This window comes from Microbacterium soli (genome assembly GCF_039539005.1).
Classification (GTDB): Bacteria; Actinomycetota; Actinomycetes; order Actinomycetales; family Microbacteriaceae; genus Microbacterium; species Microbacterium soli.
This window is the reverse complement of sequence record NZ_BAABCP010000002.1, coordinates 390,896-417,031: the sequence shown is the minus strand read 5'-3', so window position 1 is coordinate 417,031 and position 26,136 is coordinate 390,896. Positions and strand designations below refer to the sequence as shown.

General features: G+C 69.0%; 31 protein-coding genes. 22 read left to right on the top strand and 9 right to left on the bottom strand.

Features of this window, described 5'->3' with window-relative positions; all coding sequences use genetic code 11:
- Nucleotides 1-7: 7 nt before the first annotated feature.
- The gene (locus tag ABD770_RS14240; protein ID WP_344820340.1) at nt 8-1,096 is read right to left on the bottom strand and encodes a COX15/CtaA family protein; all 1,089 of its coding nucleotides are present in this window, start codon (nt 1,094-1,096) and stop codon (nt 8-10) included.
- 238 nt (nt 1,097-1,334) lie between these two features.
- Here ABD770_RS14240 and sufB point away from each other — a divergent pair, with 238 nt between their 5' ends.
- The 7 genes from sufB (at nt 1,335) to ABD770_RS14205 (ending at nt 8,100) form a co-directional block, all read left to right on the top strand.
- A complete protein-coding gene (gene sufB, locus ABD770_RS14235) occupies nt 1,335-2,753 on the top strand; it encodes a Fe-S cluster assembly protein SufB (RefSeq protein ID WP_344820339.1) in 1,419 nt (472 codons plus the stop codon).
- 1 nt (nt 2,754) lies between these two features.
- The gene (sufD, locus tag ABD770_RS14230) at nt 2,755-3,951 is read left to right on the top strand and encodes a Fe-S cluster assembly protein SufD (protein WP_344820338.1); all 1,197 of its coding nucleotides are present in this window, start codon (nt 2,755-2,757) and stop codon (nt 3,949-3,951) included.
- Nucleotides 3,948-4,274: a non-heme iron oxygenase ferredoxin subunit gene (locus tag ABD770_RS14225; protein ID WP_344820337.1), complete on the top strand. Its 327-nt coding sequence runs from the start codon at nt 3,948-3,950 to the stop codon at nt 4,272-4,274. Before sufD ends, ABD770_RS14225 begins: the two co-directional genes overlap by 4 nt.
- Entirely contained in the window at nt 4,275-5,045 is a 771-nt protein-coding gene (gene sufC / locus ABD770_RS14220; protein WP_344820335.1) for a Fe-S cluster assembly ATPase SufC, read from the top strand.
- A 9-nt stretch (nt 5,046-5,054) separates the two neighbouring features.
- The gene (locus tag ABD770_RS14215; protein WP_344820334.1) at nt 5,055-5,384 is read left to right on the top strand and encodes a metal-sulfur cluster assembly factor; all 330 of its coding nucleotides are present in this window, start codon (nt 5,055-5,057) and stop codon (nt 5,382-5,384) included.
- Nucleotides 5,385-5,485: 101 nt separating this feature from the next.
- The gene (locus ABD770_RS14210; protein ID WP_344820332.1) at nt 5,486-6,661 is read left to right on the top strand and encodes a MalY/PatB family protein; all 1,176 of its coding nucleotides are present in this window, start codon (nt 5,486-5,488) and stop codon (nt 6,659-6,661) included.
- The gene (locus ABD770_RS14205; protein WP_344820331.1) at nt 6,658-8,100 is read left to right on the top strand and encodes an MFS transporter; all 1,443 of its coding nucleotides are present in this window, start codon (nt 6,658-6,660) and stop codon (nt 8,098-8,100) included. The genes ABD770_RS14210 and ABD770_RS14205 overlap by 4 nt, the downstream gene beginning before the upstream one ends.
- Here the strand turns inward: ABD770_RS14205 and ABD770_RS14200 are convergent.
- Nucleotides 8,075-8,623 carry a TetR family transcriptional regulator gene (locus tag ABD770_RS14200; RefSeq protein WP_344820330.1) on the bottom strand — a complete coding sequence of 183 codons (549 nt, stop codon included), beginning with the start codon at nt 8,621-8,623 and terminating at the stop codon, nt 8,075-8,077. The two genes, ABD770_RS14205 and ABD770_RS14200, sit on opposite strands and share 26 nt — an antisense overlap.
- A 74-nt stretch (nt 8,624-8,697) precedes the next feature.
- Here ABD770_RS14200 and ABD770_RS14195 point away from each other — a divergent pair, with 74 nt between their 5' ends.
- From ABD770_RS14195 to abc-f, 5 genes are read left to right on the top strand one after another with little or no spacing between them, the layout of a single operon-like run.
- Nucleotides 8,698-9,270 (top strand): biotin transporter BioY, encoded by a 573-nt coding sequence (locus tag ABD770_RS14195; RefSeq protein WP_344820329.1) that lies wholly within the window; start codon nt 8,698-8,700, stop codon nt 9,268-9,270.
- Entirely contained in the window at nt 9,260-9,958 is a 699-nt protein-coding gene (locus tag ABD770_RS14190) for an energy-coupling factor ABC transporter ATP-binding protein (protein WP_344820328.1), read from the top strand. The genes ABD770_RS14195 and ABD770_RS14190 overlap by 11 nt, the downstream gene beginning before the upstream one ends.
- Nucleotides 9,955-10,551, top strand: coding sequence for an energy-coupling factor transporter transmembrane component T family protein (locus tag ABD770_RS14185; RefSeq protein ID WP_344820327.1), 597 nt, complete (start codon nt 9,955-9,957; stop codon nt 10,549-10,551). The genes ABD770_RS14190 and ABD770_RS14185 overlap by 4 nt, the downstream gene beginning before the upstream one ends.
- Nucleotides 10,548-10,910 (top strand): CHY zinc finger protein, encoded by a 363-nt coding sequence (locus ABD770_RS14180; RefSeq protein WP_344820326.1) that lies wholly within the window; start codon nt 10,548-10,550, stop codon nt 10,908-10,910. Before ABD770_RS14185 ends, ABD770_RS14180 begins: the two co-directional genes overlap by 4 nt.
- 47 nt (nt 10,911-10,957) lie before the next feature.
- Nucleotides 10,958-12,556 (top strand): ribosomal protection-like ABC-F family protein, encoded by a 1,599-nt coding sequence (abc-f, locus tag ABD770_RS14175; RefSeq protein WP_344820325.1) that lies wholly within the window; start codon nt 10,958-10,960, stop codon nt 12,554-12,556.
- A 98-nt stretch (nt 12,557-12,654) separates the two neighbouring features.
- On the opposite strand, the gene ABD770_RS14170 is transcribed toward abc-f, so the two are convergent.
- Genes ABD770_RS14170 through ABD770_RS14160 form a run of 3 tightly spaced genes read right to left on the bottom strand, consistent with a single transcriptional unit; the run spans nt 12,655 to nt 14,040 of the window.
- Nucleotides 12,655-13,470 carry an SURF1 family cytochrome oxidase biogenesis protein gene (locus ABD770_RS14170; protein ID WP_344820324.1) on the bottom strand — a complete coding sequence of 272 codons (816 nt, stop codon included), beginning with the start codon at nt 13,468-13,470 and terminating at the stop codon, nt 12,655-12,657.
- On the bottom strand, nt 13,467-13,664 hold the full coding sequence (locus tag ABD770_RS14165; protein WP_344820323.1) for a hypothetical protein: 198 nt from the start codon (nt 13,662-13,664) through the stop codon (nt 13,467-13,469). The genes ABD770_RS14170 and ABD770_RS14165 overlap by 4 nt, the downstream gene beginning before the upstream one ends.
- Nucleotides 13,665-13,677: 13 nt before the next feature.
- Nucleotides 13,678-14,040 carry a DUF3099 domain-containing protein gene (locus ABD770_RS14160; RefSeq protein ID WP_344820322.1) on the bottom strand — a complete coding sequence of 121 codons (363 nt, stop codon included), beginning with the start codon at nt 14,038-14,040 and terminating at the stop codon, nt 13,678-13,680.
- A gap of 133 nt (nt 14,041-14,173) precedes the next feature.
- On the opposite strand from ABD770_RS14160, the gene ABD770_RS14155 reads away from it, so the two are divergent.
- Nucleotides 14,174-14,884, top strand: coding sequence for a beta-ketoacyl-ACP reductase (locus ABD770_RS14155; RefSeq protein ID WP_344820321.1), 711 nt, complete (start codon nt 14,174-14,176; stop codon nt 14,882-14,884).
- 24 nt (nt 14,885-14,908) lie between these two features.
- Here ABD770_RS14155 and serB read toward each other — a convergent pair whose 3' ends face one another.
- Together serB and glgC are read right to left on the bottom strand one after the other, a co-directional pair.
- Nucleotides 14,909-15,541, bottom strand: coding sequence for a phosphoserine phosphatase SerB (gene serB / locus ABD770_RS14150; RefSeq protein WP_344820320.1), 633 nt, complete (start codon nt 15,539-15,541; stop codon nt 14,909-14,911).
- Nucleotides 15,542-15,620: 79 nt separating this feature from the next.
- Nucleotides 15,621-16,862, bottom strand: a complete 1,242-nt coding sequence (gene glgC / locus ABD770_RS14145; RefSeq protein WP_344820319.1) for a glucose-1-phosphate adenylyltransferase — start codon at nt 16,860-16,862, stop codon at nt 15,621-15,623.
- Between the two features lie 46 nt (nt 16,863-16,908).
- Between glgC and glgA the strand changes: the two genes are divergently transcribed.
- The 3 genes from glgA (at nt 16,909) to ABD770_RS14130 (ending at nt 19,268) form a co-directional block, all read left to right on the top strand.
- The gene (gene glgA, locus ABD770_RS14140; RefSeq protein WP_344820318.1) at nt 16,909-18,093 is read left to right on the top strand and encodes a glycogen synthase; all 1,185 of its coding nucleotides are present in this window, start codon (nt 16,909-16,911) and stop codon (nt 18,091-18,093) included.
- Nucleotides 18,094-18,111: 18 nt separating this feature from the next.
- Complete coding sequence (locus tag ABD770_RS14135; protein WP_344820317.1) at nt 18,112-18,897, top strand: ABC transporter ATP-binding protein; 786 nt, start codon at nt 18,112-18,114, stop codon at nt 18,895-18,897.
- Between the two features lie 110 nt (nt 18,898-19,007).
- Complete coding sequence (locus ABD770_RS14130) at nt 19,008-19,268, top strand: type B 50S ribosomal protein L31 (RefSeq protein WP_344820316.1); 261 nt, start codon at nt 19,008-19,010, stop codon at nt 19,266-19,268.
- 43 nt (nt 19,269-19,311) lie between these two features.
- Here the strand turns inward: ABD770_RS14130 and ABD770_RS14125 are convergent, their stop codons facing one another.
- A complete protein-coding gene (locus ABD770_RS14125; RefSeq protein ID WP_344820315.1) occupies nt 19,312-20,019 on the bottom strand; it encodes a 3'-5' exonuclease in 708 nt (235 codons plus the stop codon).
- Between the two features lie 69 nt (nt 20,020-20,088).
- On the opposite strand from ABD770_RS14125, the gene ABD770_RS14120 reads away from it, so the two are divergent.
- From ABD770_RS14120 to ABD770_RS14100, 5 genes are all read left to right on the top strand, one after another.
- Nucleotides 20,089-20,712, top strand: coding sequence for a LysE family transporter (locus ABD770_RS14120; protein ID WP_344820314.1), 624 nt, complete (start codon nt 20,089-20,091; stop codon nt 20,710-20,712).
- Between the two features lie 146 nt (nt 20,713-20,858).
- Complete coding sequence (locus tag ABD770_RS14115) at nt 20,859-21,443, top strand: single-stranded DNA-binding protein (RefSeq protein WP_344820313.1); 585 nt, start codon at nt 20,859-20,861, stop codon at nt 21,441-21,443.
- A gap of 60 nt (nt 21,444-21,503) precedes the next feature.
- On the top strand, nt 21,504-22,022 hold the full coding sequence (locus ABD770_RS14110; RefSeq protein WP_344820312.1) for a DUF6993 domain-containing protein: 519 nt from the start codon (nt 21,504-21,506) through the stop codon (nt 22,020-22,022).
- Nucleotides 22,023-22,206: 184 nt separating this feature from the next.
- Nucleotides 22,207-23,886 (top strand): energy-dependent translational throttle protein EttA, encoded by a 1,680-nt coding sequence (ettA, locus tag ABD770_RS14105; protein WP_344820311.1) that lies wholly within the window; start codon nt 22,207-22,209, stop codon nt 23,884-23,886.
- A 67-nt stretch (nt 23,887-23,953) separates the two neighbouring features.
- On the top strand, nt 23,954-24,463 hold the full coding sequence (locus tag ABD770_RS14100; RefSeq protein WP_425562777.1) for an acyl-CoA thioesterase: 510 nt from the start codon (nt 23,954-23,956) through the stop codon (nt 24,461-24,463).
- Nucleotides 24,464-24,475: 12 nt separating this feature from the next.
- Here ABD770_RS14100 and ABD770_RS14095 read toward each other — a convergent pair whose 3' ends face one another.
- Nucleotides 24,476-25,360, bottom strand: coding sequence for an acyl-CoA thioesterase (locus tag ABD770_RS14095; protein WP_344820309.1), 885 nt, complete (start codon nt 25,358-25,360; stop codon nt 24,476-24,478).
- 96 nt (nt 25,361-25,456) lie between these two features.
- Between ABD770_RS14095 and ABD770_RS14090 the strand changes: the two genes are divergently transcribed.
- A complete protein-coding gene (locus ABD770_RS14090; protein WP_344820308.1) occupies nt 25,457-26,131 on the top strand; it encodes a DUF8185 domain-containing protein in 675 nt (224 codons plus the stop codon).
- Nucleotides 26,132-26,136 lie beyond the last annotated feature (5 nt).

Below are 26,136 nucleotides of genomic sequence, written 5' to 3'. Positions count from 1 at the left end.
GTCGTGATCAGCCCTCGGCGGGCCGCCGGAGCCGTGTGACGACCACCGTGTAGGCGGCGGCCGACAGCGCGGCGAGCACCATGTGGATGCCGAGCAGCACGGGCGGGAGTCCGGTGCGGGCCTGCAGCACGCCCACGGCGACCTGCACGAGGATCGCGAGGATGAGCACGAGCAGCCAGCCGCGCGGCGGCAGCCGCAGCGCCCATGCCGAGATCGTCAGCACCAGCACGAGCGCGGCGAGGAGGTAGCCGGGCCACGAGTGCACATGCGCGAGGGCGGTGGCATCGAAGCCGTCGCGCGTGATCGCCGCGTCCCCGGAGTGCGGTCCGGACCCGGTGGTGAGCACGCCCATCGCGATGGTCACCGCCAGGACGACCCCCGTCACATGGGACAGGATCGCGAACCAGCGCGGCACGGTGGCGACTCGCGCGTCCTGCGGCTGGTTCATGCGGACGAGGAACAGCGCGGTGACGCACACCAGCAGCAGCGAGGATGCGTAGTGGAACCCGATGATGAACGGGTTGAGATCGCTGATGACGGTGAAGCCGCCCATCACGGCCTGCGCCATCACGCCCACCAGCACCAGCCAGGCCAGCACCGCGAGGTCACGGCGCCGCAGGTCCTGGCGCACCGAGTCGACCGCACCCGCCAGCACCGCCAGCAGCAGCACGGCCGACATGAGGGCCGCCGCGGGCAGCGCCAGAGCGGATGCCGCGGCGTACACGCCGATGGCGACGACGACGCCGCCGAGAGCGAACCACACGGCCCGCACGACCGACCGGCGTCCGCTGACCGCGTACAGCGTCAGCATGAGCACGGCCAGCGCCAGCAGACCGACGACTCCCGTCATCGTGCGATTGCCGAACTCGATGGCACCGTGGACGCCCTGGATCTCCAGGATCGGGACGAGGGACTCGGGGGTGCACAACGGCCACTCGGAGCATCCGAGTCCGGAGCCGGTCAGGCGCACCGCGCCGCCCGTGCCGATGATGACGACCTCGGCGATGAACGACAGCCAGGCCGTGACGCGGAGGGCGCGGGGAAGGACGGGCCCTCGTACGAGTGCTGGTGATCCGGGCGTGCGGGTGTCGGTCATGGGTCCTCCGGCCCGCCGGTGCGCTCGGCGTCGACCGCCCGCTGATCCGATGGAACCTGTAGAATCGGGATGATTGCGACGGACGTGCACAGCGTCTCGCCCGTCACAGACAGTCTAGGCGCGACATGAGCGTCGAATGATGGGGCCCACCAGCGGCACCCGATCTCCGCACACTCGACGGGGATCAGGTGTGTCGGGGCGGATGACACCGTTGCGGCCCGTTTGAGGAGAGTGTGTGATGTCGGATGTGCTGATCGACCGCCCTGAACTGGATGGTCTGGGGGTGTACGAGTTCGGCTGGCACGATCCCGATGCCGCCGGAGCGAGCGCGAAACGCGGACTCAATGAGAATGTCGTCCGCGACATCTCGGCCCTCAAGGCCGAACCGGAATGGATGCTGAAGAACCGCTTGAAGGGGCTCGCGCTCTTCGATCGCAAACCGATGCCCACCTGGGGCGCCGACCTCAGCGAGATCGACTTCGACAACATCAAGTACTTCGTGCGTTCCACGGAGAAGCAGGTCACCTCCTGGGAGGAGCTCCCCGACGAGATCAAGGAGACCTACGAGCGCATCGGCATCCCCGAGGCCGAGCGTCAGCGCCTGGTCGCGGGGGTCACGGCGCAGTACGAGTCCGAGGTCGTGTACCGGCAGATCCGCGACGATCTCGAGGCACAGGGCGTCATCTTCATGGACACCGACACGGCGCTGCGCGAGCACCCCGAGTTCTTCGAGGAGTACTACGGCACCGTCATCCCCGCCGGTGACAACAAGTTCGCGGCTCTGAACACCGCCGTCTGGTCGGGCGGGTCCTTCGTGTACGTTCCCAAGGGCGTGCACGTGGAGATCCCGCTGCAAGCGTACTTCCGGATCAACACCGAGAACATGGGTCAGTTCGAGCGGACGCTCATCATCGCCGACGAGGGCAGCTACGTGCACTACATCGAGGGTTGCACGGCACCGGTGTACAAGTCGGACTCCCTGCACTCGGCGGTCGTGGAGATCATCGTGAAGAAGAACGCCCGCGTGCGTTACACGACGATCCAGAACTGGTCGAACAACGTCTACAACCTCGTGACCAAGCGCGCGATCGCGCATGAGGGCGCGACGATGGAATGGGTCGACGGCAACATCGGCTCCAAGGTGACGATGAAGTACCCGTCGATCTACCTGGTCGGCGAGCACGCCAAGGGCGAGACCCTCTCGGTGGCCTTCGCGGGCCCCGGTCAGCACCAGGACGCCGGTGCGAAGATGGTGCACCAGGCTCCGCACACGCAGTCGTCGATCGTCTCCAAGTCGATCGCGCGCGGCGGCGGCCGCTCCGGGTATCGCGGCGAGGTCCGCGTGGACCCGGGTGCGCACCACTCGTCGAACTCCGTCGTCTGCGACGCGCTGCTGGTGGACACGCAGTCCCGTTCTGACACGTATCCGACGATCGACATCCGCGTCGACGACGTCAAGCTCGGCCATGAGGCCACGGTCTCCAAGGTCAGCGCGGAGCAGCTGTTCTACCTGCAGTCGCGCGGCATCGAGGAGACCGAGGCGATGGCGATGATCGTGCGCGGGTTCATCGAGCCGATCGCGCGCGAGCTGCCGATGGAGTACGCATTGGAATTGAACAAGCTCATCGAGATGGGCATGGAAGGCAGCGTCGGCTGAGATGACGGCCCCTACACAGGCGCCCGCGGAGGCGCCGCGCACGAGTGCGCACATCGACCCTGCAGCGAAGGTCGCGGAAGCCGGTTTCGTACCGGTCCAGACCCGCTCCGAGCGTCCCAGATCCTTCGAACCCGCCGACTTCGGCGCGCCCACCGGCCGTGAGGTCAACTGGATGCACACCCCGGTCGCGCAGCTGAAGCCGCTCTTCGAGCCCGAGCCCGACGGTGCAGGAGTGACCTACTCCTTCAGCCACCGGCGGTACGTCCGTCCCGCGCTGTCGCGCGGCACGACCCCGCGCGGCGAGTTCTTCGTCCCCGAGGACGTCGTCTCCGCCGTGGCGTGGCAGGGCGCATCCGATGCGATCCACCTGTCCATCCCGGCGGAGGAGGAGGTCGCTGAGCCGATCGTCGTGACGATCGAGGGCACGGGCGGCCGCGCCGACGCGCACATCGTGATCGAGGCGCTGCCCCACAGCAGGGCGACGGTCGTGCTCCGGCATTCCGGCACCGCGCAGTACGCGCAGAACGTCGAGATCCTTGTGCGCGACGGCGCGAAGCTCACCGTGCTCAGCGTGCAGCGCTGGGAGGACGACGCCATCCATGCCGCCGCCCACCAGGCCCGCGTGGATCGCGATGCGGAGCTCACGCACTTCATCGTCAGTTTCGGCGGCGGTGTGGTGCGCGTCAACCCGAACGTCGAGCTGTCGGGCAGCGGCGCGCTGGGGCGGCTCTACGGGCTGTCCTTCGCCGACTCCGGTCAGCACCTGGAGAGCCAGGTCTACCTGCACCACAAGGGTCCGCACACCGTTGGAGACGTGCTCTACAAGGGTGCGCTGCACGGCTCGAGGGCGCGCAGCGTCTGGGTCGGTGACGTGCTCATCGGCCGGGATGCCGTCGGCACGGACTCCTACGAGGCCAACCGCAACCTCGTGCTCACCGAGGGTGCCCGGGCGGACTCGGTCCCCAATCTCGAGATCGAGACCGGAGACATCGTGGGAGCGGGCCACGCGAGCGCGACCGGTCGCTTCGACGACGAGCAGCTGTTCTATCTGCAGGCACGCGGGATCAGCGAGGAGGAGGCGCGCCGGCTCGTCGTGCTCGGCTTCCTCACGGAGATCGTGCAGCGCATCCGCATCCCCGAGCTCCAGGAGGAGCTGCTGGCCGCCATCGAGTCCGAGCTCGCGGAGCTGGACGCATGAGCGCGCAGCGCGTCTGCAGTGCTTCGGGCCTGGAGATGGACACCCCGCTGCGCGTGGAGCTCGACGGCATCGCGATCGCCGTCGTGAAGGACTCCGACGGGGAGATCCATGCCATCGGCGACCGGTGCACGCATGGCGACGTGTCGCTGTCGGAGGGCTTCGTCGAAGGCAAGACGCTGGAATGCTGGGCTCACGGCTCGGCGTTCTCGCTCGAGACCGGAGCAGCCCTCAACCTCCCCGCTTACGAGCCCGTCCCGGTCTTCGTCGTTCAGATCGACGGAGACGACGTGCTCATCGACCCCACTGTCACTAAGGAAGTCTGAATGTCTGTTCTCGAGATCCGCGACCTGCACGTGACGGTCGAGACCGATCAGGGCACGACGCCGATCCTCAACGGCGTCGATCTGACGATCAAGACCGGTGAGACGCACGCCATCATGGGCCCCAACGGCTCCGGCAAGTCGACCCTGGCGTACACGATCGCCGGCCACCCGAAGTACACCGTCACACAGGGCACCATCACGTTCGACGGTGAGGACGTGCTGTCGATGACCGTCGACGAGCGCGCTCGCGCCGGCCTCTTCCTGGCCATGCAGTACCCGGTCGAGATCCCCGGGGTGACCGTCACGAACTTCCTGCGCACCGCGAAGACGGCCCTGGACGGCCAGGCGCCCTCCATCCGGCAGTGGACCAAGGAGGTCAGGACCTCCATGACCAACCTGCGCATGGATCCGAAGTTCGCGCAGCGCAACGTCAACGAGGGCTTCTCCGGCGGGGAGAAGAAGCGCCACGAGATCCTCCAGCTCGAGGTGCTCAAGCCGAAGTTCGCCATTCTCGATGAGACCGACTCCGGTCTCGACGTCGACGCGCTGAAGATCGTGTCGGAGGGGGTGAACCGTGCGAAGGACGCGACGAACCTCGGTGTGCTGCTCATCACGCACTACACGCGCATCCTCCGCTACATCCGCCCGCAGTTCGTGCACGTCGTCGTCAAGGGCCGGATCGTCGAGGAGGGCGGTCCCGAACTGGCCGACCGTCTGGAGGAAGAGGGCTACGATCGGTTCCTCGACCCCGCCGACCCCGTTGAAGCGTAGGCTGACGTCATGACCGCAACGCTGAGCGACCAGAAGTACGACGAGGTCACCGAGGCTCTCAAGGACGTGATGGATCCCGAGCTCGGGATCAACGTTGTCGACCTGGGACTCATCTACGACCTCGCCTGGGACGACGAGAACGACGCGCTCGTCATCCACATGACCCTCACCAGCGCAGGCTGCCCCCTCACCGACGTGATCGAGGAGGAGACCGCGCAGGCGCTGGACTCGGTCGTGGACCGCTTCCGGATCAACTGGGTCTGGATGCCGCCGTGGGGTCCGGAGAAGATCACCGACGACGGGCGCGACATGATGCGCGCGCTCGGGTTCGCCATCTGATCAGACATGGGTCACGTCCGCACCGCGGACGTGACCCATGGGCATGGTGAGGGCCGCACGCGGACGCGGCGATCCACGAGACGAGACACGGGAGCACAGCCATGGCGACGCCGGTGCGGGCACTGCCGCTCGCGCAGCTGCGCGAGCGGAGCAGCGAGAAGTGGCGGGAGTACCCCGACGACGTGCTGCCCCTGTTCGTGGCCGAGACGGACTTCCCCCTGGCACCCGCGGTCACCACCGCACTCGAGCGCGCCGTGCGCATCGGCGACACCGGCTATGTGGCGTCTCGCACACCGCTCGCGGAGGCGTACGCGGGCTTCGCGCAGCGCCGCTTCGGGTGGACTGTCGACCCGAAGCGCATCCGCAGCACCGCCGACGTCAGCATGGGCGTCGTCGAGATCCTGCGTCGTGTCATCCAGCCGGGGGAGTCGGTCATCGTCACAACCCCCGTGTACCCGCCCTTCTTCGATCTGGTCGACGAGGCGGGCGGCGCGGTCGAGCGCGTGCCGCTGCTGGATGCCGGCACGGGCTGGGCCCTCGATCTGCAGCGCATCGAGCAGTCGCTCGCCGCAGGCGCCCGTGCCGTGCTGCTGTGCAATCCGCACAATCCCACCGGTTCGGTGCACTCCGCCGCAAGTCTGGACGCCCTCGCCCGCCTTGCGGAGCAGTACGGTGCAGCCGTCGTCTCGGACGAGATCCATGCGCCGCTCACCCAGCCGAGTGCATCCTTCACGCCCTTCCTCGCCAGCGGTGAGGCGGCGCAGCGCGTGGGCTATGCCGTCACGAGCGCCAGCAAGGCGTTCAACCTCGCCGGCCTCAAGTGCGCGCTGATGATCACCGCGGCGGAGGAGACGGCGTCCGTGCTGCGCCGGCTGCCCATCGAGGTGGAGTGGCGCACGGGGCAGTTCGGCATGCTGGCGGCCGTGGCGGCCTTCTCGCCGGAGAGCGATGAATGGCTCGATGGGCTGCTGGCCGCACTGGATGACAACCGGCGTCTGCTGGCCCGGCTGCTCGCGGAGCATCTCCCGGAGGCGCGTTACCGGATGCCGGATGCCGGTTACCTCGCGTGGGTGGATCTGACCGACCTGGGCTGGGGGCCCAACCCCGCCAAGCAGATCCTCCGACAGGCGCGGGTCGCCCTGCATTTCGGTCCCGCCTTCGGCGCCGAGGGCGCCGGACACGTGCGCGTGAACTTCGGCACGAGCCCGGAGATCCTCACCGAGGCGATCGAGCGCATCGGCCGAGCACGGGCCGCGATCTCCGCGGCCGCCGTGTGAGCGCCGCTCCGCCGCCGACGATCTGGGACCGCGCCCGTCTCGGCATCACCGTCGGCACGGTATCCCTGATCTTCCTCGCCGCTATCGAGGCGCTGGCCGTCACCACCGTCATGCCGGTCGTGGCCGAGGATCTGCACGGCGAGGAGCTGTTCGCCGTCGCGTTCTCGGCGACACTGGCGACGGGGGTGATCGGCATGGTGGGCGTCGGCGCGTGGAGTGATCGCTCCGGGCCCCGCGCTCCGCTGTACACCGCCGTCGCACTGTTCGCGGCGGGACTGCTGGTGTCCGGGTTCGCGCTCGACATGCACGTCTTCATCATCGGACGTCTCATCCAGGGGCTGGGCGCCGGCGGTCAGACGGTCGCCCTGTACGTGGTCGTCGCCCGCATCTACCCTCCGCAGCTCCACGGGCGCGTGTTCGCGGCGTTCGCGGCGGCGTGGGTGCTCCCCTCGATGGTCGGTCCTTTCCTCGCCGGCGCGGTGACGGAGTTCCTGCACTGGCGCTGGGCCTTCCTGGGTGTCGCGGTGCTGACCGCGACGGCGTTCGCGCTCGTGGCGACACGGCTTCGCGGTGTGCCGTTGGAAGCGGATGCCGGGGAGCAGACGGATGCCGGGCAACAGGCATCCGTGCGGACGCGGGCCGAGGGACGGTCGGCGGGGAACGAGGCCTCCTCGGCGCGGGAGGCCGGATCGGCCCGCATCGCCGTGCGGATGCTGCTGGCCGTGCTCGTGGCGTCGTGCGCGGTGGCCGTGGGGCTGGCGGCCGACGCGCCCGCGCCGACCGGCGCTCCGTTGGCCGTCGGCGCCATCGCGGTGATCGGCGTGGCCCTGCTGCCGCTGCTGCCCAAGGGGGCGCTGCGCGCGGCACCGGGGTTGCCCAGCGTCGTGCTCGTTCGAGGGCTCGCCGCAGGGGCCTTCTTCGCCGCGGAGGCGTATGTCCCGCGACTGCTCATCGACCGCTTCGAGTTCTCGCCCACCGTCGCGGGGCTGGCGCTCACGCTGTCCGCGCTCGGCTGGTCGCTCGCCTCCGCAGTGCAGGGCAGGTACGGTGACGCGCTGGGAAGCACGCGGATCATGTGGATCGCCGCGATGTGCATGCTCGCGGGCGTCGCGGCCGTGCTGTGGGTGAGCGCCGTCGGCGTCGATCCCTGGGTCGTCGTCACCTGCTGGGGCGTGGCGGGCGCGGGCATGGGACTGCTGTACCCGCGGTTGACGGTGCTGACGCTGGCCTACTCGACCACGGCGGACGAGGGCTTCAACTCCTCGGCCCTGTCGATCTCCGACTCCACGGGCTCCGCCGTCGCCATCGCCGTCGCCGGTCTGGGCTTCGTGCTCGCTCCCATCGCCGGCTCGGGGTACATCACGGTCTACCTGATCGCGGCCGCCCTCGTGCTGCTGTCTCTGCTGCCCGGGCTCAGGATGGGCGACCCTGCGCGCTGAGCACGTCGAAGGCGCGGACACCGGCATCGAAGACCCGATCGGAGTGCTCCGTGGGGTCTGCGGCATCCGCGGTGACCGCGCCGATGCTCTGCGCGTGCATACGCTGCTGGAGGAGCATCGTGTGGCCGAGGATGAACTCGAACAACGCGTCGGCGGCGGACCTGTCGTCCTGTGGGAGTGCCGCGAGCAGGGCATCCTGCGCGCGGTGCGCGCCCAGACGCAGGGCATAGGTGCTGAGCACCACCTCGGCGCCATCCCGGTACGACAGCAGCGCGTCGCGGATCGCGCCGGCCACCGCGGGCAGCGGGATGCCCGGGGCCGGTTCGGGGACCGGGCTCAGGATGCGATCGGCCACCGACGCGAGCAGCTCCTGCTTGCTGGAGAAGTGCCAGTACAGCGCGCTGGGCTGCACGTCCAGTTCGGCGGCGAGCCGTCGCATGGACAGATCAGGGAGGCCGACCTCGTCCAGCAGGTGCAGTGCGGTGCGCACCACGCTGTCGCGGTCGTGTCGTTCCGGGGGCATGGGGCAAGTATACTGAACGGTGTTCAGGTGAACAGTGTTCAGGATGCGCGTCGCGCATCCGGAAGGAGCAGCGCATGACCGAACCCACCCGCCCCCTCGGCGCCGACCTCGCGAGGATCGCGGTGTTCGCAGCCCTCGTCATCGTGCTCGGCACGGTCGTCGTCCCCGTGCCCGGAGGCGTGCCCATCACGGCCCAGACGCTGGGAGTGATGCTGGCGGGACTCATCCTCGGCGCGCGGCGCGCGCCGCTGGCGATCCTCGTCGTGCTCGTGCTCGCGGCGGCGGGGCTCCCCGTGCTCTCCGGCGGCCGCGGGGGACTGGGCGTGTTCGTGGCGCCCAGCGTCGGATACATGATCGGCTGGGTGGCCGGTGCGATCGTCATCGGCCTCATCGCCCACCACGGAAGGTTCACCTGGTGGAGGGCGGGGATCGCGGCGCTGCTGGGCGGCGTCGTCGTCGTGTACGCCTTCGGCATCCCCCTGCAGGCGCTGATCACCGGAGTGCCGCTGGGTCCGACGATCCTCTCCAGCCTGGCGTTCCTGCCGGGGGACCTCATCAAGGTGGTCGTGGCTGTGCTGCTGACGGTGGCCCTGCGCAGGGCGTACCCGCGCGCGTTCCCGGCGGCGCGGACCGTCCATGCGGGCTGACCCGACGCCGACGGGCACGGAGATCCGCTGTGAGGGCGTCGGGCTCACCGTCGACGACGCCGTTCTGCTGCACGACGTCGACCTGGCGCTGACGGCACGCAGGACCGCGATCATCGGCGCCAACGGATCCGGGAAGTCGACCTTCGCGCGCATGTTCAACGGCCTGCGTGCGCCGAACGCCGGTCGCATGCGCGTGCACGGCCTGGACCCGTCCCAGCACGCCTCGTCGCTGCGCAGGCACGTGGGCTTCGTCTTCACCAACCCGGAGGCGCAGATCCTCATGCCCACGCCCGCCGAGGACGTCGCGCTGTCCCTGCCCCACCTGTCGCGGGAGGAACGCGCACAGCGCGTCGCGGAGATCCTCGAGGAGTACGGGCTCGCCGACCGCTCCGACGTGCCGGCATCCGGACTCTCCGGCGGCCAGCGGCAGCTTCTGGCCATCGCCTCCGTGCTGGCCACCGAACCGGGCCTGGTCGTCGCGGATGAGCCGACGACGCTGCTGGACCTGCGCAACTCCCGTCGCGTCGGGGAGCTGCTGCTCTCCCTGGAGACGCCGCTCGTGGTGGTCACCCATGATCTCGACCTGGCCGCACGGTGCGATCTCGTCGTCTGGTTCGACGACGGCACGGTGCGGCAGCTCGGCGACCCCGTCGAGGTCACGGCGGCGTACCGCCGGAGCGCTGCATGATCTCGCTGTACCGCCCCGGTGCAGGACCGGCGCATCGGATGCCGGCGGGGGCGAAGCTCGCGGTGCTGGCGTTGTGCGCCCTCGTGCTGTCGTTGCTGCGATTGGGCGTCATCGTCACGCCGGTGGTGCTGCTGGTCGTGACTGCGCTGTACCCGGCGGTCGGACTCCCGCTGCGCGCGGCGGGGGAGGCATGGTGGCGGCTGCGATGGCTGATCCTCGTGCTGGGGGCGGCGCTGTGGATCTTCACCTCGACGCAGGAGGCCGTCACCAGCACGGGCCGTGTCGTCGCGCTGCTGCTGCTGGCGGAGCTGGTGACCCGCACGACGAGGATGGGCGACCTGCTCGACGTGTTCCGACGCATCGCGCTTCCGCTGCGCCGCATCGGCGTCGACCCCGAGGCACTGGCGCTCACGCTGTCACTGACCATCGCGATGATCCCCGTCATCGCCGGCCTTGCGGCGCAGGTGCGCGAGGCGCAGCGCGCGCGAGGGATCCGGCTCGGGCCTCGGGCGGTGCTCCCGCTGCTCGTGCTCACCATGCGCCACGCCGATGAGGTGGGCGAGGCGCTGGCGGCTCGGGGCCTGGCACGATGAGCATCCAGGTGGGCGGGTGGACCGTGCGCGGCGCCGTCGTCGACGCGCACACCCGCTGCGTGCACTACGGCAGTGAGCTCGACGTGGTGGCGATGAGGTCCCGGTGCTGCGGGGACTGGTACCCGTGCGTGCACTGCCACGACGAGGCGGTGTCGCATTCGCGCATGGTGTGGGAGCCGGAGGCCGTGCAGGAGCACGCCGTGCTGTGCGGGGCGTGCGGGACGACCATGTCCATCTCGCAGTACCGTGACGCTGAGGAGTGCCCGCTCTGCGGGGCGGGGTTCAACCCCGGCTGCCGGCTGCATCACGACCTGTACTTCGCCGGAGAGACGCTCCTGCAGGGCGACGAACTATACTGAGAGGCTGGCCGTTCGGCCGCCTCCCTCTCTGATGAACGGATACCGCTGTGCTCGCCGTGCATGACCTCGAGATCCGCGTCGGTGCACGTGTCCTCATGTCCGACGTGTCCTTCCGCGTCGCCGACGGCGACAAGATCGGGCTGGTGGGACGCAACGGCGCCGGCAAGACCACGCTGACCAAGGTGCTCGCCGGGGACGTCCTGCCCTCCGAGGGCAGGGTCACCACCTCCGGCGAGCTCGGGTACCTGCCGCAGGACCCGCGATCCGGCGACCCGGAGATGCTGGCGCGCACCCGCATCCTCGACGCCCGTGGCCTGGGCACGCTGCAGCTGGGCATCGCGAAGGCGTCGCACGACATGGCCTCAGACGACCCCAAGATCTCTGAGCGCGCCATGCGCAGGTTCGCCAGCCTCACCGAGCGCTTCGAGACGCTGGGCGGGTACTCGGCCGAGGCCGAGGCCGCCTCCATCGCCAACAACCTGTCGCTGCCGGATCGCATCCTCGACCAGCCGCTGAAGACCCTCTCCGGAGGTCAGCGCCGTCGCATCGAGCTCGCCCGCATCCTCTTCTCGGATGCGGGGACCATGATCCTCGACGAGCCCACCAACCACCTGGACGCCGACAGTGTCGTGTGGCTGCGCGAGTTCCTCAAGAGCTACAAGGGCGGGCTGATCGTGATCAGCCACGATGTGGAGCTGGTCGGCGAGACCGTCAATCGGGTCTTCTATCTGGATGCCAACCGTCAGGTCATCGACATCTACAACATGAACTGGAAGAACTACCAGCGCCAACGGGTGGCGGATGAGGAGCGCCGCAAGAAGGAGCGCGCCAACGCCGAGAAGAAGGCCACCCAGCTGCAGCTGCAGGCGGCGAAGTTCGGCGCGAAGGCGACCAAGGCCGCCGCCGCCCACCAGATGATGGCGCGTGCCGAGAAGCTGCTGTCGGGGCTGGAGGAGGTGCGGCAGGTCGACAGGGTCGCGAAACTGCGATTCCCGAAGCCGGCGCCCTGCGGGAAGACCCCGCTCATGGCCTCCGGACTGTCCAAGTCGTACGGGTCGCTGGAGATCTTCACCGACGTCGACCTCGCCATCGACCGCGGGTCGAAGGTCGTCGTGCTCGGCCTCAACGGTGCGGGAAAGACGACCCTGCTTCGCATCCTCGCCGGCGTCGACGAGCCGGACACCGGGGTGCTCGAACCCGGCCACGGTCTGAAGATCGGCTATTACGCGCAGGAGCACGAGAACCTCGACGTCACGCGCACGGTGCTGGAGAACATGATGTCGGCCGCGCCCGACATCACCGAGACCGAGGCGCGCAAGGTGCTGGGGTCGTTCCTGTTCACGGGAGACGATGTGCTCAAGCCCGCAGGCGTCCTCTCCGGAGGCGAGAAGACCCGGCTCTCGCTGGCGACGCTCGTGGTGTCGTCGGCGAACATGCTGCTGCTGGACGAGCCCACCAACAACCTCGACCCCGCTTCGCGCGAGGAGATCCTCGGAGCACTGGCGCACTACGAGGGGGCCGTCGTCCTCGTCTCGCACGACCCCGGTGCCGTGGAGTCCCTGAACCCCGAGCGGGTGCTGGTGCTTCCCGACGGTGTGGAGGACATCTGGAATCACGAGTATCAGGAGCTCGTCGAGCTGGCCTGACCTGCTCGCCGCGCAGCCTGCGCGACTTCGCAGGAATGCGTGCAGAACCCTGCGATGCTGTGCAGAACTGCGGAGGCGTGCGGCGTTGCGGATGTCGCTCAGCGATGCACGGCATCGAGCAGCGCGTCCTCAGCGTCGGCGTCGCGGTCGCGCCGACGGCGCGGCTCTCGCGGTGCGCGCTCCCCGGCATCCTCCTGGGCCTTCACGATCTCCGTGCGGATCGCGTAACCGATGAACGCGAAGCCCATCACGGCGAACAGGATCCACTGGATCGCGTACGACAGATGTGGGCCGGGATCCTGCGCGGGGGCGTCGAAGCCCCCCAGCGGATGCTGCGCGGCCGGTGTCTCGGAGACCAGCCACCCGTAGCCGCCGGTGATGAGACCCGGATTCACCTCATCGGCGATGGTCGGAAGGTGGATCGTGGGCACCTGACCAGCCGGCGCACTGCGACCGGATGCCGGCAGAGGCTCACCGGGGCGCATCCGGACGACGACCGTCACATCCCCCGAGGGAGCGGCGGCGACGGGCACGGGTGAGCTGTCCTCCGCGGGCGGCACCCAGCCGCGATCGACCAGCAGCACCCGCCCATCCGTGTCCTGGAACGGGACGAGCACCTCGAAGGCGCTGGTGCCTCCGTGCGGGCGGTTGCGCACGAGAATCTGCTGGTCGGCGAGATATCGGCCCTCCAGCCGCACCGGATGCCACTCGAAGGCGGGCCTGAGCAGTCCGTCGGAGTCCAGCACATCGCTGAGAGCCACCGGTGCGGCATCGTAGTTGTGCTGCACGAGATCGATCTGCGTCGCGCGCTGCTCGTTGCGATCGAACTGCCAGTTCGACAGGAAGGCGCACGTGATGGCGAACAGGATCGCCACGAGCAGGTAAGCGCTCCAGCGCAGCAGACGCTGCGTCACTCCGGAAGCCCCTCATGCACCTCGACGGGGAAGTCCCTGTTGCGCAGGTAGGCGCTGAGGAACCCGACGTGCTCATCGCACGCCAGCCAGATCTTGCGACGGTCCGCACTGTGGATGCGGGGATTGCGCCAGACGATGTGATGAGTCGCGGCAGCACGGCACCCTGCCCGTGCGCACTCGAGGGGCGCGCTCATGGCGTCGGTGTGCTCATGGTGCATCGACTCCGGTGTCCGTGCGTGGGCGCTCGTGGACGGTGATGACCTGTTGCGTGCGCTCCTGCGTCGCCATCTCGGAAGAGCTCGCCTCGACCTGAAGCACGGGTGACTCGATGGTCTGCGGCGTGCTGTCGCTGCCGGCATTGGCATACACGACGGCGATGTAGGGCAGGAAGACCGCACCCGCCGCGAACACGAACGTCCACCAGCCGACGGGCGCGACGACGGCCATCAGGATGAAGCACACCGTGCGGATGCCCATCGTGATCGCATAGTGGCGCACACGGCTCTTCGCCTCGTCCTGCGGTGATGGCGGGAGAGAGGTGACAGAGGGTGTGTTCCTGGTGCGTCTCACGGTGCCTCCAGCCTACGCCGTGTCGGGAGTGTCGGGCGACTCGCGCCCGCAGGTCGCGGTGCGTGCGGCGGAGTCGGCGATGACGGACGAATCGATAGGATGGCGGGGTCCATCATCAGAGGCAGGAGCCCCCATGAGCACTGACCGCGTCGTCCTCGTCACCGGCGGAAACCGCGGCATCGGCCGTGCGATCGCCGAGCGCTTCGTCCGCGACGGATACCGCGTCGCGGTGACCGCGCGCAGCGGCGAGGGGCCGGAGGGCACGCTGACCGTCCGTGCGGACGTGACGGATGCCACGGCCGTGGACGTCGCGTTCACCGAGGTCGAGCAGCAGCTCGGCCCCGTGGAGGTGGTCGTGGCGAACGCCGGCATCACCAAGGACACCCTGCTGATGCGCATGAGCGAGGACGACTTCGACAGCGTCGTCTCGACGAACCTCGGCGGCTCGTTCCGCGTCGTCAAGCGCGCGTCGAAGGGCATGCTGCGCGCCCGCTTCGGACGGGTCATCCTCATCTCCAGCGTGGTCGGCCTGTACGGCTCAGCGGGCCAGGTCAACTACGCGGCGTCCAAGAGCGCCCTCGTCGGATTCGCCCGGTCGCTGACCCGGGAGCTCGGCGGGCGCGGCATCACCGCGAACGTCGTGGCGCCGGGATTCATCGAGACCGATATGACGGCCGAGCTGCCCGAGGAGACGCAGAAGCAGTACAAGGCCGGCATTCCCGCCGGCCGGTTCGCCACCCCCGATGAGGTCGCGGGCGCTGTCGTCTGGCTCGCAGGCGACGACGCGGCCTACATATCCGGTGCTGTCATCCCCGTGGACGGCGGCCTGGGCATGGGGCACTGAGCCACCCTGGCCCGCCCTTGTCACTCAGGGCAGGAGGGGGATGATCGCCGAGAGGTCCTGAGGACCGACCACGAGTGCGGCGGCCTCGCGGACGGCCGGCTTGGCGTTGAACGCGAGTCCGAGGCCCGCCACCCTCATCATCTCCAGATCGTTCGCGCCGTCGCCGACAGCGATGGTCGCGTGCGCGGCGATGCCGAGATCCTCCGCCCACGCCCGCAGGGAATCGGCCTTGGCGTTCGCATCCACGATCGTGCCGTCGACCCGGCCCGTTAGCGCGCCGTCCGCCACGGACAGGCGATTGGCCCGCCAGCGGTCCACACCCAGCTCCGGTGCGATGTCATCGAGGATCTCGTGGAAACCGCCGGAGACGACGCCGACGACTCCGCCGCGCGCATGCACGGCCGACGTCAACTCGCGCACTCCCGGAGTGGGCTCGACACGAGCGAGGACACGGTCGAAGGCATCCGTCGGCACTCCCGCGAGTGCGGCGACGCGTGAGCGGAGGCTGGTGGCGAAGTCCACCTCGCCGCGCATCGCGGCCTCGGTCGAGGCCCGTACCTCGGCGCGGCGTCCGGCCTCGTCCGCGAGCAGTTCGATCACCTCGTTGCGGATCAGGGTGGAATCGGCATCGAGGACGATGAGGAAGCGAGCGGTCACCCCTCGAGCGTATCGGGCGCGCAGGATCCTGCGATCACGCGAGTCGGTCGCTGCAGGCGGTCCGCTCCCACCGGCCCGATCACCGGGCGATGAGGATCCCCTTCCCGACCACGGTGATACCGGATTCGGTGATCGTGAAGCCGCGTTCCAGGTCGCGCTCGCGATCCACGCCGACGGTGGCGCCGTCCTCGAGGACGACGTTCTTGTCGAGCACGGCGCGGTGCACCCGGGCGCCCTGCCCGACCTGCACGTGATCCAGGAGCACGGAGTCCGTGATGGTCGACCCGCCCGCGGCCATCGTCCCGACGCTGACGACGCTGCGCTCCAGGTGGGTTCCCGAGAGCACGGAGCCCACCGAGACGATGGAATCGATCGCATTGCCGATGCGGCCGACGGCGTCCCTGACGAACTTCGCGGGCGGCGTGTTCACGCTCTGGGTGCGGATGGGCCACGCCGTGTTGTACAGGTTGAAGATCGGCAGCGTCGAGATCAGGTCCATGTGCGCGTCATAGTACGAGTCGATGGTTCCCACATCGCGCCAGTACGAGCGATCGCGGGGCGAGGAGCCCGGTACTTCGTTCTGCTTCATGTCGTAGTAGCCGGCCTCACCGCGCTCGACGAAGTACGGGATGATGTCCCCGCCCATGTCGTGCCCCGAGCTGACGGACTCGCCGTCGGCCTCGACGGCGGCGATGAGCGCATCCGTGTCGAACACGTAGTTGCCCATCGACACCAGCACCTCGTTCGGAGAGTCCGCCAGCGGTGTGGGCGATGCGGGCTTCTCGAGGAAGTCGCGGATCCGACCGGTCTCGGGATCCGCATCGATGACGCCGAACTGCGACGCCAGGGCGAGCGGCTGGCGGATGCCTGCGACCGTGGCGCGCGCACCGGAGTCGATGTGCGCCTGCACCATCTGCTCGAAGTCCATCCGGTAGACGTGGTCCGCGCCGATCACCACGACGATGTCGGGCTTCTCGTCGTTGATCAGGTTCAGACTCTGCAGGATGGCATCCGCCGAGCCGGAGAACCAGCGCTTGCCCAGCCGCTGCTGAGCGGGCACCGACGCGACGTAGGAATCGAGCAGCCCCGACATCCGCCAGTTCTGCGAGACATGTCGGTCGAGGCTGTGCGACTTGTACTGCGTGAGCACGACGACCTGTCTGAGCCCCGAGTTGATGAGGTTCGAGATGGCGAAATCGATGAGCCTGTACTGACCGCCGAAGGGCACGGCCGGTTTGGCGCGGTCCGCCGTCAGGGGCATCAGACGCTTGCCCTCACCACCGGCGAGGATGATCCCGAATACCTTCTTGGGTGCGGACATGGCTCCACAATAGAGCGCACTCGGTCGGATGTACTACCGTGCACTCATGCGCGTCGACATCATCACCAAGGAGTATCCGCCGGAGACCTACGGTGGTGCGGGAGTCCACGTCGCGGAGCTCGTCCGCGCCCTGCGCGCGCGCGTCGATGTGCAGGTCCGGGCCTTCGGCGCGGACCGCTCCGAGCTCGGTGTGCACGCTTATCGCACGCCCGTCGAGCTCGCGCATGCGAACGCCGCCGTGCAGACCCTGGGCACCGATCTGACGATGGTCGGCGATGTCGCCGGCGCCGACGTCGTGCACAGCCACACCTGGTACGCGAACCTCGCAGGGCATCTCGCCGCGCAACTGCACGGCATCCCGCATGTGCTGACCGCGCACAGTCTGGAGCCGTTGCGGCCCTGGAAGGCCGAGCAGCTCGGGGGCGGGTACGCGATCTCCAGCGGCGTCGAGAGACTCGCCTACGAGAACGCCGCGGCCGTCATCGCCGTCAGCGCGGGAATGCGCGCCGACATCCTGCGCAGCTATCCGCAGGTCGACCCGGCGAGGGTGCGGGTGATCCACAACGGCATCGACGTCGAGCAGTGGCGCCCCGTGCGCGATCCGGAGCTCCTCGCGAGCATCGGCATGGACCCGGCACGACCGTCTGTGGTCTTCGTGGGGAGGATCACCCGGCAGAAGGGGCTGCCCTATCTGCTGCGGGCGGCGCGACTGCTGCCCCCGGACGTGCAGCTGGTGCTGTGCGCGGGGGCACCGGACACCCCGGAGATCATGACGGAGGTGCAGGAGCTGGTGCGCACGCTGCAGCAGACCCGCCAAGGGGTGATCTGGATCGAGCGGATGCTGCCGCGGGAGGAGCTGTCCGCCATCCTGACCGCGGCGACGACCTTCGTGTGCCCGTCGGTGTACGAGCCGCTCGGCATCGTCAACCTCGAGGCGATGGCCTGTGGCGCGGCCGTGGTCGGCACGGGCACGGGCGGGATCCCCGAGGTCGTCGAGGACGGCGTGACGGGTCGGATCGTCCCCATCGAGCAGGTGCAGGACGGCACGGGCACCCCGGTGGACCCGGATCGGTTCGTGGCCGATCTGGCAGCCGGGCTCATCGAGGTCACGGCGGACCCGCATCGTGCGGCGGAGTACGGGGTCGCGGGGCGCGAGCGCGCCAGGGACAGCTTCAGCTGGGCGAGCATCGCCGACACCACGCGCGCGCTGTACGAGGAGCTGGCGGCCTGAGCCGATAGGCTGGACGACATGTCGAGCGCCCTGGAGTTCACCGATGTCGTCGTGCGCCGTGAAGGACGTGAGATCATCGACCACGTCACCTGGCAGGTCTCGGAGGAGCAGCGCTGGGTCGTGCTCGGACCGAACGGTGCGGGCAAGACCACTCTGCTGCAACTGGCCGACACGCTCATGCATCCCACATCGGGCACGGTCGAGATCCTGGGGGAGACCCTCGGCCGCACCGACGTGTTCGAGCTGCGCCCGCGGATCGGCTTCGCCTCCACGGCGATGGCCCGTCGCATCCCGCGGGACGAGACCGTCCTGAACACCGTGATGACGGCGGCATACTCGGTGATGGGCCGCTGGAACGAGGACTACGAGGGCATCGACGAGCGACGCGCCCGCCGCGTGCTGGCCGACTGGCGGCTCGACCACCTCGCCAACCGGCTCTTCGGAACGCTCAGTGACGGGGAGCAGAAGCGCGTGCAGATCGCGCGCGCCGTGATGACGGATCCTGAGCTGCTGCTGCTGGATGAGCCGACCGCGAGTCTGGACCTCGGCTCGCGGGAGGAGCTCCTGCAGCTGCTGAGCGCATACGCTGCGTCCCCGACGACCCCGGCGATGGTCATGGTGACCCACCACGTGGAGGAGATCCCGGTCGGCTTCACCCACGTCCTGCTGCTGCGCGCCGGGGGCGTTGTGGCGATGGGCCCGCTCTCGGAGACGCTCACGGCGGAGTCGCTCACCGAGGCCTTCGGCATGCCGATCTCCCTCACCGCGGCGGGCGGGCGTTACGCCGCGCGCGCCGCGGGGTGATGCCGGGTCCGAGGCGGGTGGCGGAACTGGTAAGATAGATCCTCGGTGCGATCTGCGCCGCAGACTTCCCTCGCTCCTGGCACAATCCAGGGCACCACGTAAGGAACCCCATGAAGACTGACATCCACCCCGCATACCAGGCGGTCGTGTTCCGCGACCTCGGCTCCGGTGAGACCTTCCTCACCCGTTCCACCGTCACCAGTGACCGGACGATCGAGCTGGACGGTGTGGAGTACCCGGTGATCGACGTCGAGATCTCGTCGGCGTCGCACCCGTTCTACACGGGCAAGCAGCGCATCATGGACTCGGCCGGTCGCGTCGAGAAGTTCAACCAGCGCTTCAAGAACTTCGGCGGAGGATCCGCCAAGTAAGCAGCGTCCTCGAAGGCCCCGCCCCGGCGGGGCCTTCGCCGTGTCAGCCGCGGATCGGCCAACTGCCGTCGAGACTCTCGGCCGGGTCGAGACGACCGATGCGGACGAAGTACTCCGTGAGACTCGCCGCCTGATCCCGCGCCCAGGAGATCTGTCGGGTGTGGAGTTCGGCAGCGGTGCTCGGGAGGGAGAACGCCCTGGCCTGCGCGAGCGCCACACGACCGGCGGCGATGGCATCCGCCGATGCTTCGTGCGCGTCGTCCAGCGGCACGGCGTAATGCTCCGCGACCACGCTGAGAGTGCGCTTGCCCCGACGATACCGGTCGTAGGCCTTGTCGATCACGAGGGGGTCGATGATGGGCTGCGGGTCCTCCAGAGCGGGGATGCCGTGGCGCGCAGCCTCGTGTGCGAGCAGGGAGAAATCGTAGGAGGCGTTGTATGCCACGATCGGCATGCCCTGTGCGAACAGGGTGCGCAGCGCTTGGCTGACCTCGCCGACGACCTCTGCGGCGGGCCTGCCGTGCTCCCGTGCGTGCTCGGTCGTGACACCGTGAACGGCGGTGGCGCTGTCGGGGATGGGGACACCCGGGTCGGCCAGCCAGTCGCGCGCGGCGATCTCGCGCCCGTGCCGGTCGAGCACGCCGACGTGCGCGGTGACGATGCGGTCGGCCGCGACGTCGACCCCCGTGGTCTCGAGATCGAACACGCCCACACGTGTGAGCCAGCCGGGGAGCTGTGTAGGGGAGGTCATGTCGACCACCGTAGGGTGGGTCGCCGACATCGCGAGGAGGGCCCGCCGCGATGCCCCTACACTGTGCTGGTGACTGTGACGGTATGGCTCTCGCTCCTGCTGGCATGCACGGTGATCAGCCTGACTCCCGGGGCCGGTGCGATCAACACGATGAGCAACGCGCTCTCGCAGGGGTGGCGGCGTTCATTATGGGGCGTCCTCGGTCAGCAGGCCGCCCTCGTCGTGCACGTCGCGATCGTCGCGGCGGGGGTGGGGCTGCTGGTCGCCCGTTCGCCGCTGCTGTTCGAGATCATCAGGTACGCGGGGGCGGCGTATCTCGTGTTCCTCGGGGTCCGGCTCTTCGCGGCCGGGACGCAGGACCTCGACGCGGTCTCGGCCTCCCGTTCGCGTGAGCACGCGTGGTCGATGTTCCGACGGGGATTCTGGGTCAATCTGCTCAACCCGAAGGCGATCGTGTTCTTCCTCGCCTTCGTCCCGCAGTTCATCCGACTCGAGCACGACGCTCTGCCGCAGTACCTGGTCCTCATCGGCACCGTCGTCGCGGTGGACGTGCTCGTGATGTGGTTCTTCTTCGCCGCCGCGGCCAAGTCGTTCCGGCGCTTCACCCGGAGCACCCACGGTCGGCGCGTGCTCAATCGGATCTTCGGCGTGCTCTTCATCGCGGTGGCAGGGCTGCTGCTGTTCGTGGAATGAGGAGGATCCCGCGTCCGCTCGTTCCTCCTGCACATGTCGGCATCGCTCCGAGCTGTCCACAGGCCACGTGAACCGCGACCGTCGCGACGCGGTCGACGTGCAGGCTGTACTGATCCGGGACGGTCCCGGCGACCAAGGAGCAGGACATGAGCATCACCAACGACACCCTGACCATCGCGGGCAACATCGGCAACGATCCGGTCAGGAACGAGACGAGAACCGGCAAGCCCGTCATCAACTTCCGGGTGGGTTCCTCATCCGGATACTTCGATCAGCGCACCGGTGCGTGGGTCGACGGCGGCACCAATTGGTACGCGGTGGCCGCGTATGGGGCTCTCGCCGAGCATGCGAAGGCCTCCCTGCACCGTGGCGACCCGGTGATCGTCTCCGGCCGGCTCAAGGTGCGGGAGTGGGAGGCGAACGGCAGGAAGGGCATCGATGTGGAGATCGTCGCGGATGCCATCGGCCATGACCTCAACAGGGGCACCAGCGCCTTCGCGCGTCGTGCGCGGGCATCGGCCCCGCAGTCCCCGGCCGATGTCGGCTCGGAGAGGGGTGGCGCACCGACGGCAGCGGCACCGGAGGCGGAGGAGCCGGCCGCACAGGATGAGGATGCCTGGCGGGCGGCGGGCCTCGTCGACCCGACGACGCTCACCGGCCCGACGGATGCCCAGGCGGAGGCCGGGGAGCGGGAGGTCGACGGGGCTGAGGAGGACCTCTCCTTCGCGTGAGCGAGTGATCCGTCCCGGGGACGGCCGGTCGGAGGCCTCCGTGCGCTTAGACTTCTGAGCGTGCATCCGAGACCGTCCGTTCCCGCAGGCCGCGGGCGTGCTGTTGCGACCGCCTGCGGGATCCTGGTCGGCATCGCGCTGCTGAGCGCCTGCACGGGATCTCCCGCCCCCGGGCCCGCGGTGTCGGAACCCGCGCACACGGCGACGTCCATCCCGGCCACGCCGCCTTCGCGGGACACCGCGCCCGAACTGAAGCCGTCCGGATCGGCGACGGAGAATCTGCCGCTGTTCTCCGCGGTCGTCGCACGAGTCTGGGCCTCTGACGACCGCGACCACGGCCGCGCATATGTCGACGCACTCGTCGATGCAGGCTTCGAAAGGGATCGGATGCAGGTGACCGCCGATCAGAGCACGGTCCAGCGCGCGGCTGAGAGCATGCAGTTCTCCGTGGCCTGGGGCGACGAGGAGTGCCTGGTCGGGCAGGTGGGGCCGTCGACGGGGGAGCCCGTCACCACGGTCATGCCGCAGCTGGCCGACGGTCGGTGCCTGGTCGGAGACACGCGCCCCATCGACTGGTGATCTGCCATCCGGCACCGACCCGTGCACGACTCCGGCACCGACCCGTGCACGACTCCGGCACCGACCCGTGCACGACTCCGGCACCGACCCGCGCACGCGGAATCACCGGTCGAAGGCGGGTAGGCTGGTGAGTCGGCTCTTCGGAGCCGTTTCGCGTGCCCGCTGACTGAAGGAGACCTGCTTCGTGGCCGAGTACATCTATTCCATGGTGCGAGCCCGCAAGGCCGTGGGCGACAAGCTCATTCTCGACGACGTCACCATGGCGTTCCTGCCCGGTGCGAAGATCGGCATGGTCGGGCCCAACGGCGCGGGGAAGTCCACGATCCTCAAGATCATGGCGGGCCTGGACACGCCGTCCAACGGTGAGGCGAAGCTCACGCCCGGCTTCTCCGTGGGCATCCTCATGCAGGAACCCGAGCTCGACGAGTCCAAGACCGTGCTGGAGAACATCCAGGACGGGGTGGCCATCAAGGCGAAGGTCGACCGGTTCAACGAGATCTCGGCCCTCATGGCCGACCCCGATGCCGACTTCGACACACTGCTTGCGGAGATGGGTGTACTGCAGGAGGAGATCGACGCCGCCGATGGCTGGGACCTGGACTCCCAGCTCGAGCAGGCCATGGACGCGCTGCGCACACCGCCGGGGGATGCCGCGATCGCGCCGCTGTCCGGCGGTGAGAAGCGTCGCGTCGCATTGGCGAAGCTCCTGCTGCAGAAACCCGATCTGCTGCTGCTGGACGAGCCCACCAACCACCTGGACGCGGAGAGCGTGCTGTGGCTGGAGCAGCATCTCAAGGACTACAAGGGCGCCGTGATCGCCATCACGCACGACCGGTACTTCCTCGATCACGTCGCCGAATGGATCGCCGAGGTCGACCGCGGGCGCCTGCTGGGCTACGAGGGCAACTACTCCACCTACCTGGAGCAGAAGGCCGAGCGCCTGGAGATCCAGGGCAAGAAGGACGCCAAGCTCGCCAAGCGGCTCAAGGACGAGCTGGAGTGGGTGCGGTCCAGCGCCAAGGGGCGCCAGACCAAGTCCAAGGCGCGTCTCGCCCGATACGAGGAGATGGCGGCCGAGGCAGAGCGCACGAGGAAGCTGGACTTCGAGGAGATCCAGATCCCCGCCGGCCCACGACTGGGCTCCATCGTCATCGAAGCGAAGAATCTGCAGAAGGGCTTCGGGGATCGGAAGCTCATCGACGGTCTGAGCTTCAGCCTTCCGCCGAACGGCATCGTCGGCGTGATCGGCCCCAACGGGGTCGGCAAGACCACGCTGTTCAAGACCATCGTGGGCCTGGAACCGCTGGACGGCGGCGATCTGAAGATCGGCGAGACCGTCAAGATCAGCTACGTCGACCAGACCCGGGCCAACATCGATCCGGACAAGACGCTGTGGGAGGTCGTCTCCGACGGGCTCGACTTCATCACGGTCGGCAAGACGGAGATCCCCTCGCGCGCCTACGTGTCGAAGTTCGGCTTCAAGGGACCGGACCAGCAGAAGAAGGCCGGTGTCCTCTCCGGCGGGGAGCGCAACAGGCTGAACCTCGCCCTCACGCTCAAGGAGGGCGGCAACCTGCTGCTGTTGGACGAACCGACCAACGATCTGGACGTGGAGACGCTCAGCTCCTTGGAGAACGCTCTGCTGGAGTTCCCCGGCTGCGCCGTGGTCATCACGCACGACCGCTGGTTCCTGGACCGCATCGCCACGCATATCCTCGCCTACGAGGGCACCGACGAGAATCCCTCCCAGTGGCACTGGTTCGAGGGGAACTTCGAGGCGTACGAGAAGAACAAGATCGAGCGCCTCGGCCCGGAGGCGGCACGCCCGCACCGGACGACGCACCGCAGGCTCACCCGCGACTGATCCCTCGCTCCTCCGGGCGCCGCCGTGCGGAGCCCGGAGGAGCGAGGGCACGTCCTCACAGGAGTTCATGACGATGTCGACATCCTCATCGGAGCGCGTGCTGGCAGACGGACGCCTGCACGTGCCCATTCAGCTGCGCTGGGGCGATCTCGACGCGTTCAACCACGTCAACAACACCGCGATGCTCAAGCTCCTCGAGGAGGCGCGCGTGCGGGCGTTCTGGAAGCCCGCGCCGGGGGAGAGCGCGCCGGAGACGGCGATCCTCGACTCCGGTCTGTCCTCCGGGGTGCTCACGCTCATCTCCCGGCAGGAGATCGAGTACCTCGCCCCGGTGCCGTACCAGCGGCATCCGCTGGACATCCAGATGTGGTTCGGCAAGCTCGGCGGATCCAGCGTCGAGATCTGCTACGAAGTGCGGACGGATCCGGCCGCCGAACAGCAGGCGCTGTATGCGCGGGCGACGACGGTGATGGTGCTGGTGGATGCAGCCTCCGGAAGTCCGGTCCGGCTCACTCCGCCGATGCGGGCATCCTGGACGCCTCTTGTGGGCGAGCCGTTGCAGCACCGGCATCGCTGAGGCCTGCGGTCCTCACAGCTCCGGGACGCGCACCATGATCTCCTGTGCGACGGTGGCCAGCAGCGTGCCGTCCCGGCTGTAGACGCGGCCTTGCCCCAGACCGCGTCCGCCGCGGGCGCTGGGGGAGTGCTGCACGTACAGCATCCACTCGTCCGCGCGTCCGAACCGGTGCCACCACATCGCGTGGTCGAGACTGGCGACCTTCAGCCCCGGCGTCTGCCAGGTGATGCCGTGACGACGGAGGATGGACTCCTGGATGGTCATGTCGCTGAGGTAGGCGAGGGCGGCCCGGTGCAATCGCGGGTCGTCGGGAAGGGGGGAGCGCATGCGCATCCACACCGCCTGCTGCGGGACGCGCTCGCCCGCGACCTCGAGATGCAGCGCGCCGGTCACGTGCCGGATGTCCGCCGAGCGCTCCGCCAGCAGACGACCGGTGCCGGTGGGGACGGCGCCGATGAGCTCGTCATCGGAGGGGAGCGACTCCGGAGCGGGCACGTCGTCGGGCATCGCCTGGGCGTGCTCCACACCCGGATCCTCATCCTGGAACGATGAGATCATCGAGAAGATCGGCACGCCGCCCTGATACGCCTGCACGCGGCGCGTGGAGAACGATCGCCCGTCGTGGATGCGGTCGACCGCGAAGGTGATGCCCGCGGTGGCGTCCCCGGGGCGCAGGAAGTAGCCGTGCATGGAATGGGCGATCCGCTCCTCGGGGAGAGTGCGCTCGGCGGCGACGAGCGACTGCGCGAGCACCTGCCCGCCGTACACGCGGCCGGTGGGCATCGGATGGGAGATGCCGGTGAAGATGTCCTCGGTGGTGCGCGCCTCCGAGGCATCCAGATCCAGCACCCTGAGGAGGTTCCGGACGGATCGATCAGCGCTGTTCTGGGCGGTCACCTCATCAGTCTAGAAGCACGCCGGGGCAGAGACGGATGCACGGCGGGGGACGAGCATCCGAGCCATGCGCCTGGGAACGGGGATAGCGTGGAGGGGATGACCAGACCTCTCGTCCTCGCCGACGCCGAGACCGCGCGCGACGTGCTGACCTTCTCCGGCCGCGCCCAGCAGTCCGGGGCGGACGGCGTGCGCCTCCAGGCCGTTGACGGCGTGCTGGTGCTCACCTCCGCGGCACTCGCCCCTCAGGGCCTGTTCGACCAGACCCCCACGATCCTCGCCATGCGCATCGTGCGCGCCGATCCCGAGCTGAGCTGCGACATCGTCGTCGATGCGCTGACGGCGGGCGCCCAGGAGAACGAGCTGGTGCTTCCCGACACCGGTCGTGCGCCGGCCTGGGCGGGCGTCGCGCCCCCGCGGTCGGGCTGGCGACATGTCTCGGATCTTTCGGCCGGTGCGCTCTCCGAGCGCGCGCAGTGGGGCATCTCCGCGGTTGCACACGGCAGCCCGGAGGGCTCGGGGGAGGATGCGGTGCGCGCACTGCGCGCGAGGATCTGGGGCGAACCGGATGAGGATCTGGGCGGTCTGCCCCGAGGCGTCGCCTTCGCCGCTCACGCGTTCGGGTTCCTGTCCGGGGGAGAGCAGGTTCGCGTCACGGTGTCGGGCCGCTGGACGCGTCTCGCGCTGGCACGCGGACACGTCCTCAGCCGCGGGCCCGCGGTGGTGGGGCTCACACCCGTGCGACGCACGGGCCCTGCGCCGGATCAGGGCTGAGACGA

What these genes read in the sequence shown, in the direction of transcription:
- ABD770_RS14240 (WP_344820340.1), bottom strand. Translation starts at nt 1,096, where the DNA reads ATGACCGACACCCGCACGCCCGGATCACCAGCACTCGTACGAGGGCCC.
- sufB (WP_344820339.1), top strand. Translation starts at nt 1,335, where the DNA reads ATGTCGGATGTGCTGATCGACCGCCCTGAACTGGATGGTCTGGGGGTG.
- sufD (WP_344820338.1), top strand. Translation starts at nt 2,755, where the DNA reads ATGACGGCCCCTACACAGGCGCCCGCGGAGGCGCCGCGCACGAGTGCG.
- ABD770_RS14225 (WP_344820337.1), top strand. Translation starts at nt 3,948, where the DNA reads ATGAGCGCGCAGCGCGTCTGCAGTGCTTCGGGCCTGGAGATGGACACC.
- sufC (WP_344820335.1), top strand. Translation starts at nt 4,275, where the DNA reads ATGTCTGTTCTCGAGATCCGCGACCTGCACGTGACGGTCGAGACCGAT.
- ABD770_RS14215 (WP_344820334.1), top strand. Translation starts at nt 5,055, where the DNA reads ATGACCGCAACGCTGAGCGACCAGAAGTACGACGAGGTCACCGAGGCT.
- ABD770_RS14210 (WP_344820332.1), top strand. Translation starts at nt 5,486, where the DNA reads ATGGCGACGCCGGTGCGGGCACTGCCGCTCGCGCAGCTGCGCGAGCGG.
- ABD770_RS14200 (WP_344820330.1), bottom strand. Translation starts at nt 8,623, where the DNA reads ATGCCCCCGGAACGACACGACCGCGACAGCGTGGTGCGCACCGCACTG.
- ABD770_RS14195 (WP_344820329.1), top strand. Translation starts at nt 8,698, where the DNA reads ATGACCGAACCCACCCGCCCCCTCGGCGCCGACCTCGCGAGGATCGCG.
- ABD770_RS14190 (WP_344820328.1), top strand. Translation starts at nt 9,260, where the DNA reads ATGCGGGCTGACCCGACGCCGACGGGCACGGAGATCCGCTGTGAGGGC.
- ABD770_RS14185 (WP_344820327.1), top strand. Translation starts at nt 9,955, where the DNA reads ATGATCTCGCTGTACCGCCCCGGTGCAGGACCGGCGCATCGGATGCCG.
- ABD770_RS14180 (WP_344820326.1), top strand. Translation starts at nt 10,548, where the DNA reads ATGAGCATCCAGGTGGGCGGGTGGACCGTGCGCGGCGCCGTCGTCGAC.
- ABD770_RS14165 (WP_344820323.1), bottom strand. Translation starts at nt 13,664, where the DNA reads ATGAGCGCGCCCCTCGAGTGCGCACGGGCAGGGTGCCGTGCTGCCGCG.
- ABD770_RS14155 (WP_344820321.1), top strand. Translation starts at nt 14,174, where the DNA reads ATGAGCACTGACCGCGTCGTCCTCGTCACCGGCGGAAACCGCGGCATC.
- glgC (WP_344820319.1), bottom strand. Translation starts at nt 16,862, where the DNA reads ATGTCCGCACCCAAGAAGGTATTCGGGATCATCCTCGCCGGTGGTGAG.
- glgA (WP_344820318.1), top strand. Translation starts at nt 16,909, where the DNA reads ATGCGCGTCGACATCATCACCAAGGAGTATCCGCCGGAGACCTACGGT.
- ABD770_RS14135 (WP_344820317.1), top strand. Translation starts at nt 18,112, where the DNA reads ATGTCGAGCGCCCTGGAGTTCACCGATGTCGTCGTGCGCCGTGAAGGA.
- ABD770_RS14130 (WP_344820316.1), top strand. Translation starts at nt 19,008, where the DNA reads ATGAAGACTGACATCCACCCCGCATACCAGGCGGTCGTGTTCCGCGAC.
- ABD770_RS14125 (WP_344820315.1), bottom strand. Translation starts at nt 20,019, where the DNA reads ATGACCTCCCCTACACAGCTCCCCGGCTGGCTCACACGTGTGGGCGTG.
- ABD770_RS14115 (WP_344820313.1), top strand. Translation starts at nt 20,859, where the DNA reads ATGAGCATCACCAACGACACCCTGACCATCGCGGGCAACATCGGCAAC.
- ABD770_RS14100 (WP_425562777.1), top strand. Translation starts at nt 23,954, where the DNA reads ATGACGATGTCGACATCCTCATCGGAGCGCGTGCTGGCAGACGGACGC.
- ABD770_RS14090 (WP_344820308.1), top strand. Translation starts at nt 25,457, where the DNA reads ATGACCAGACCTCTCGTCCTCGCCGACGCCGAGACCGCGCGCGACGTG.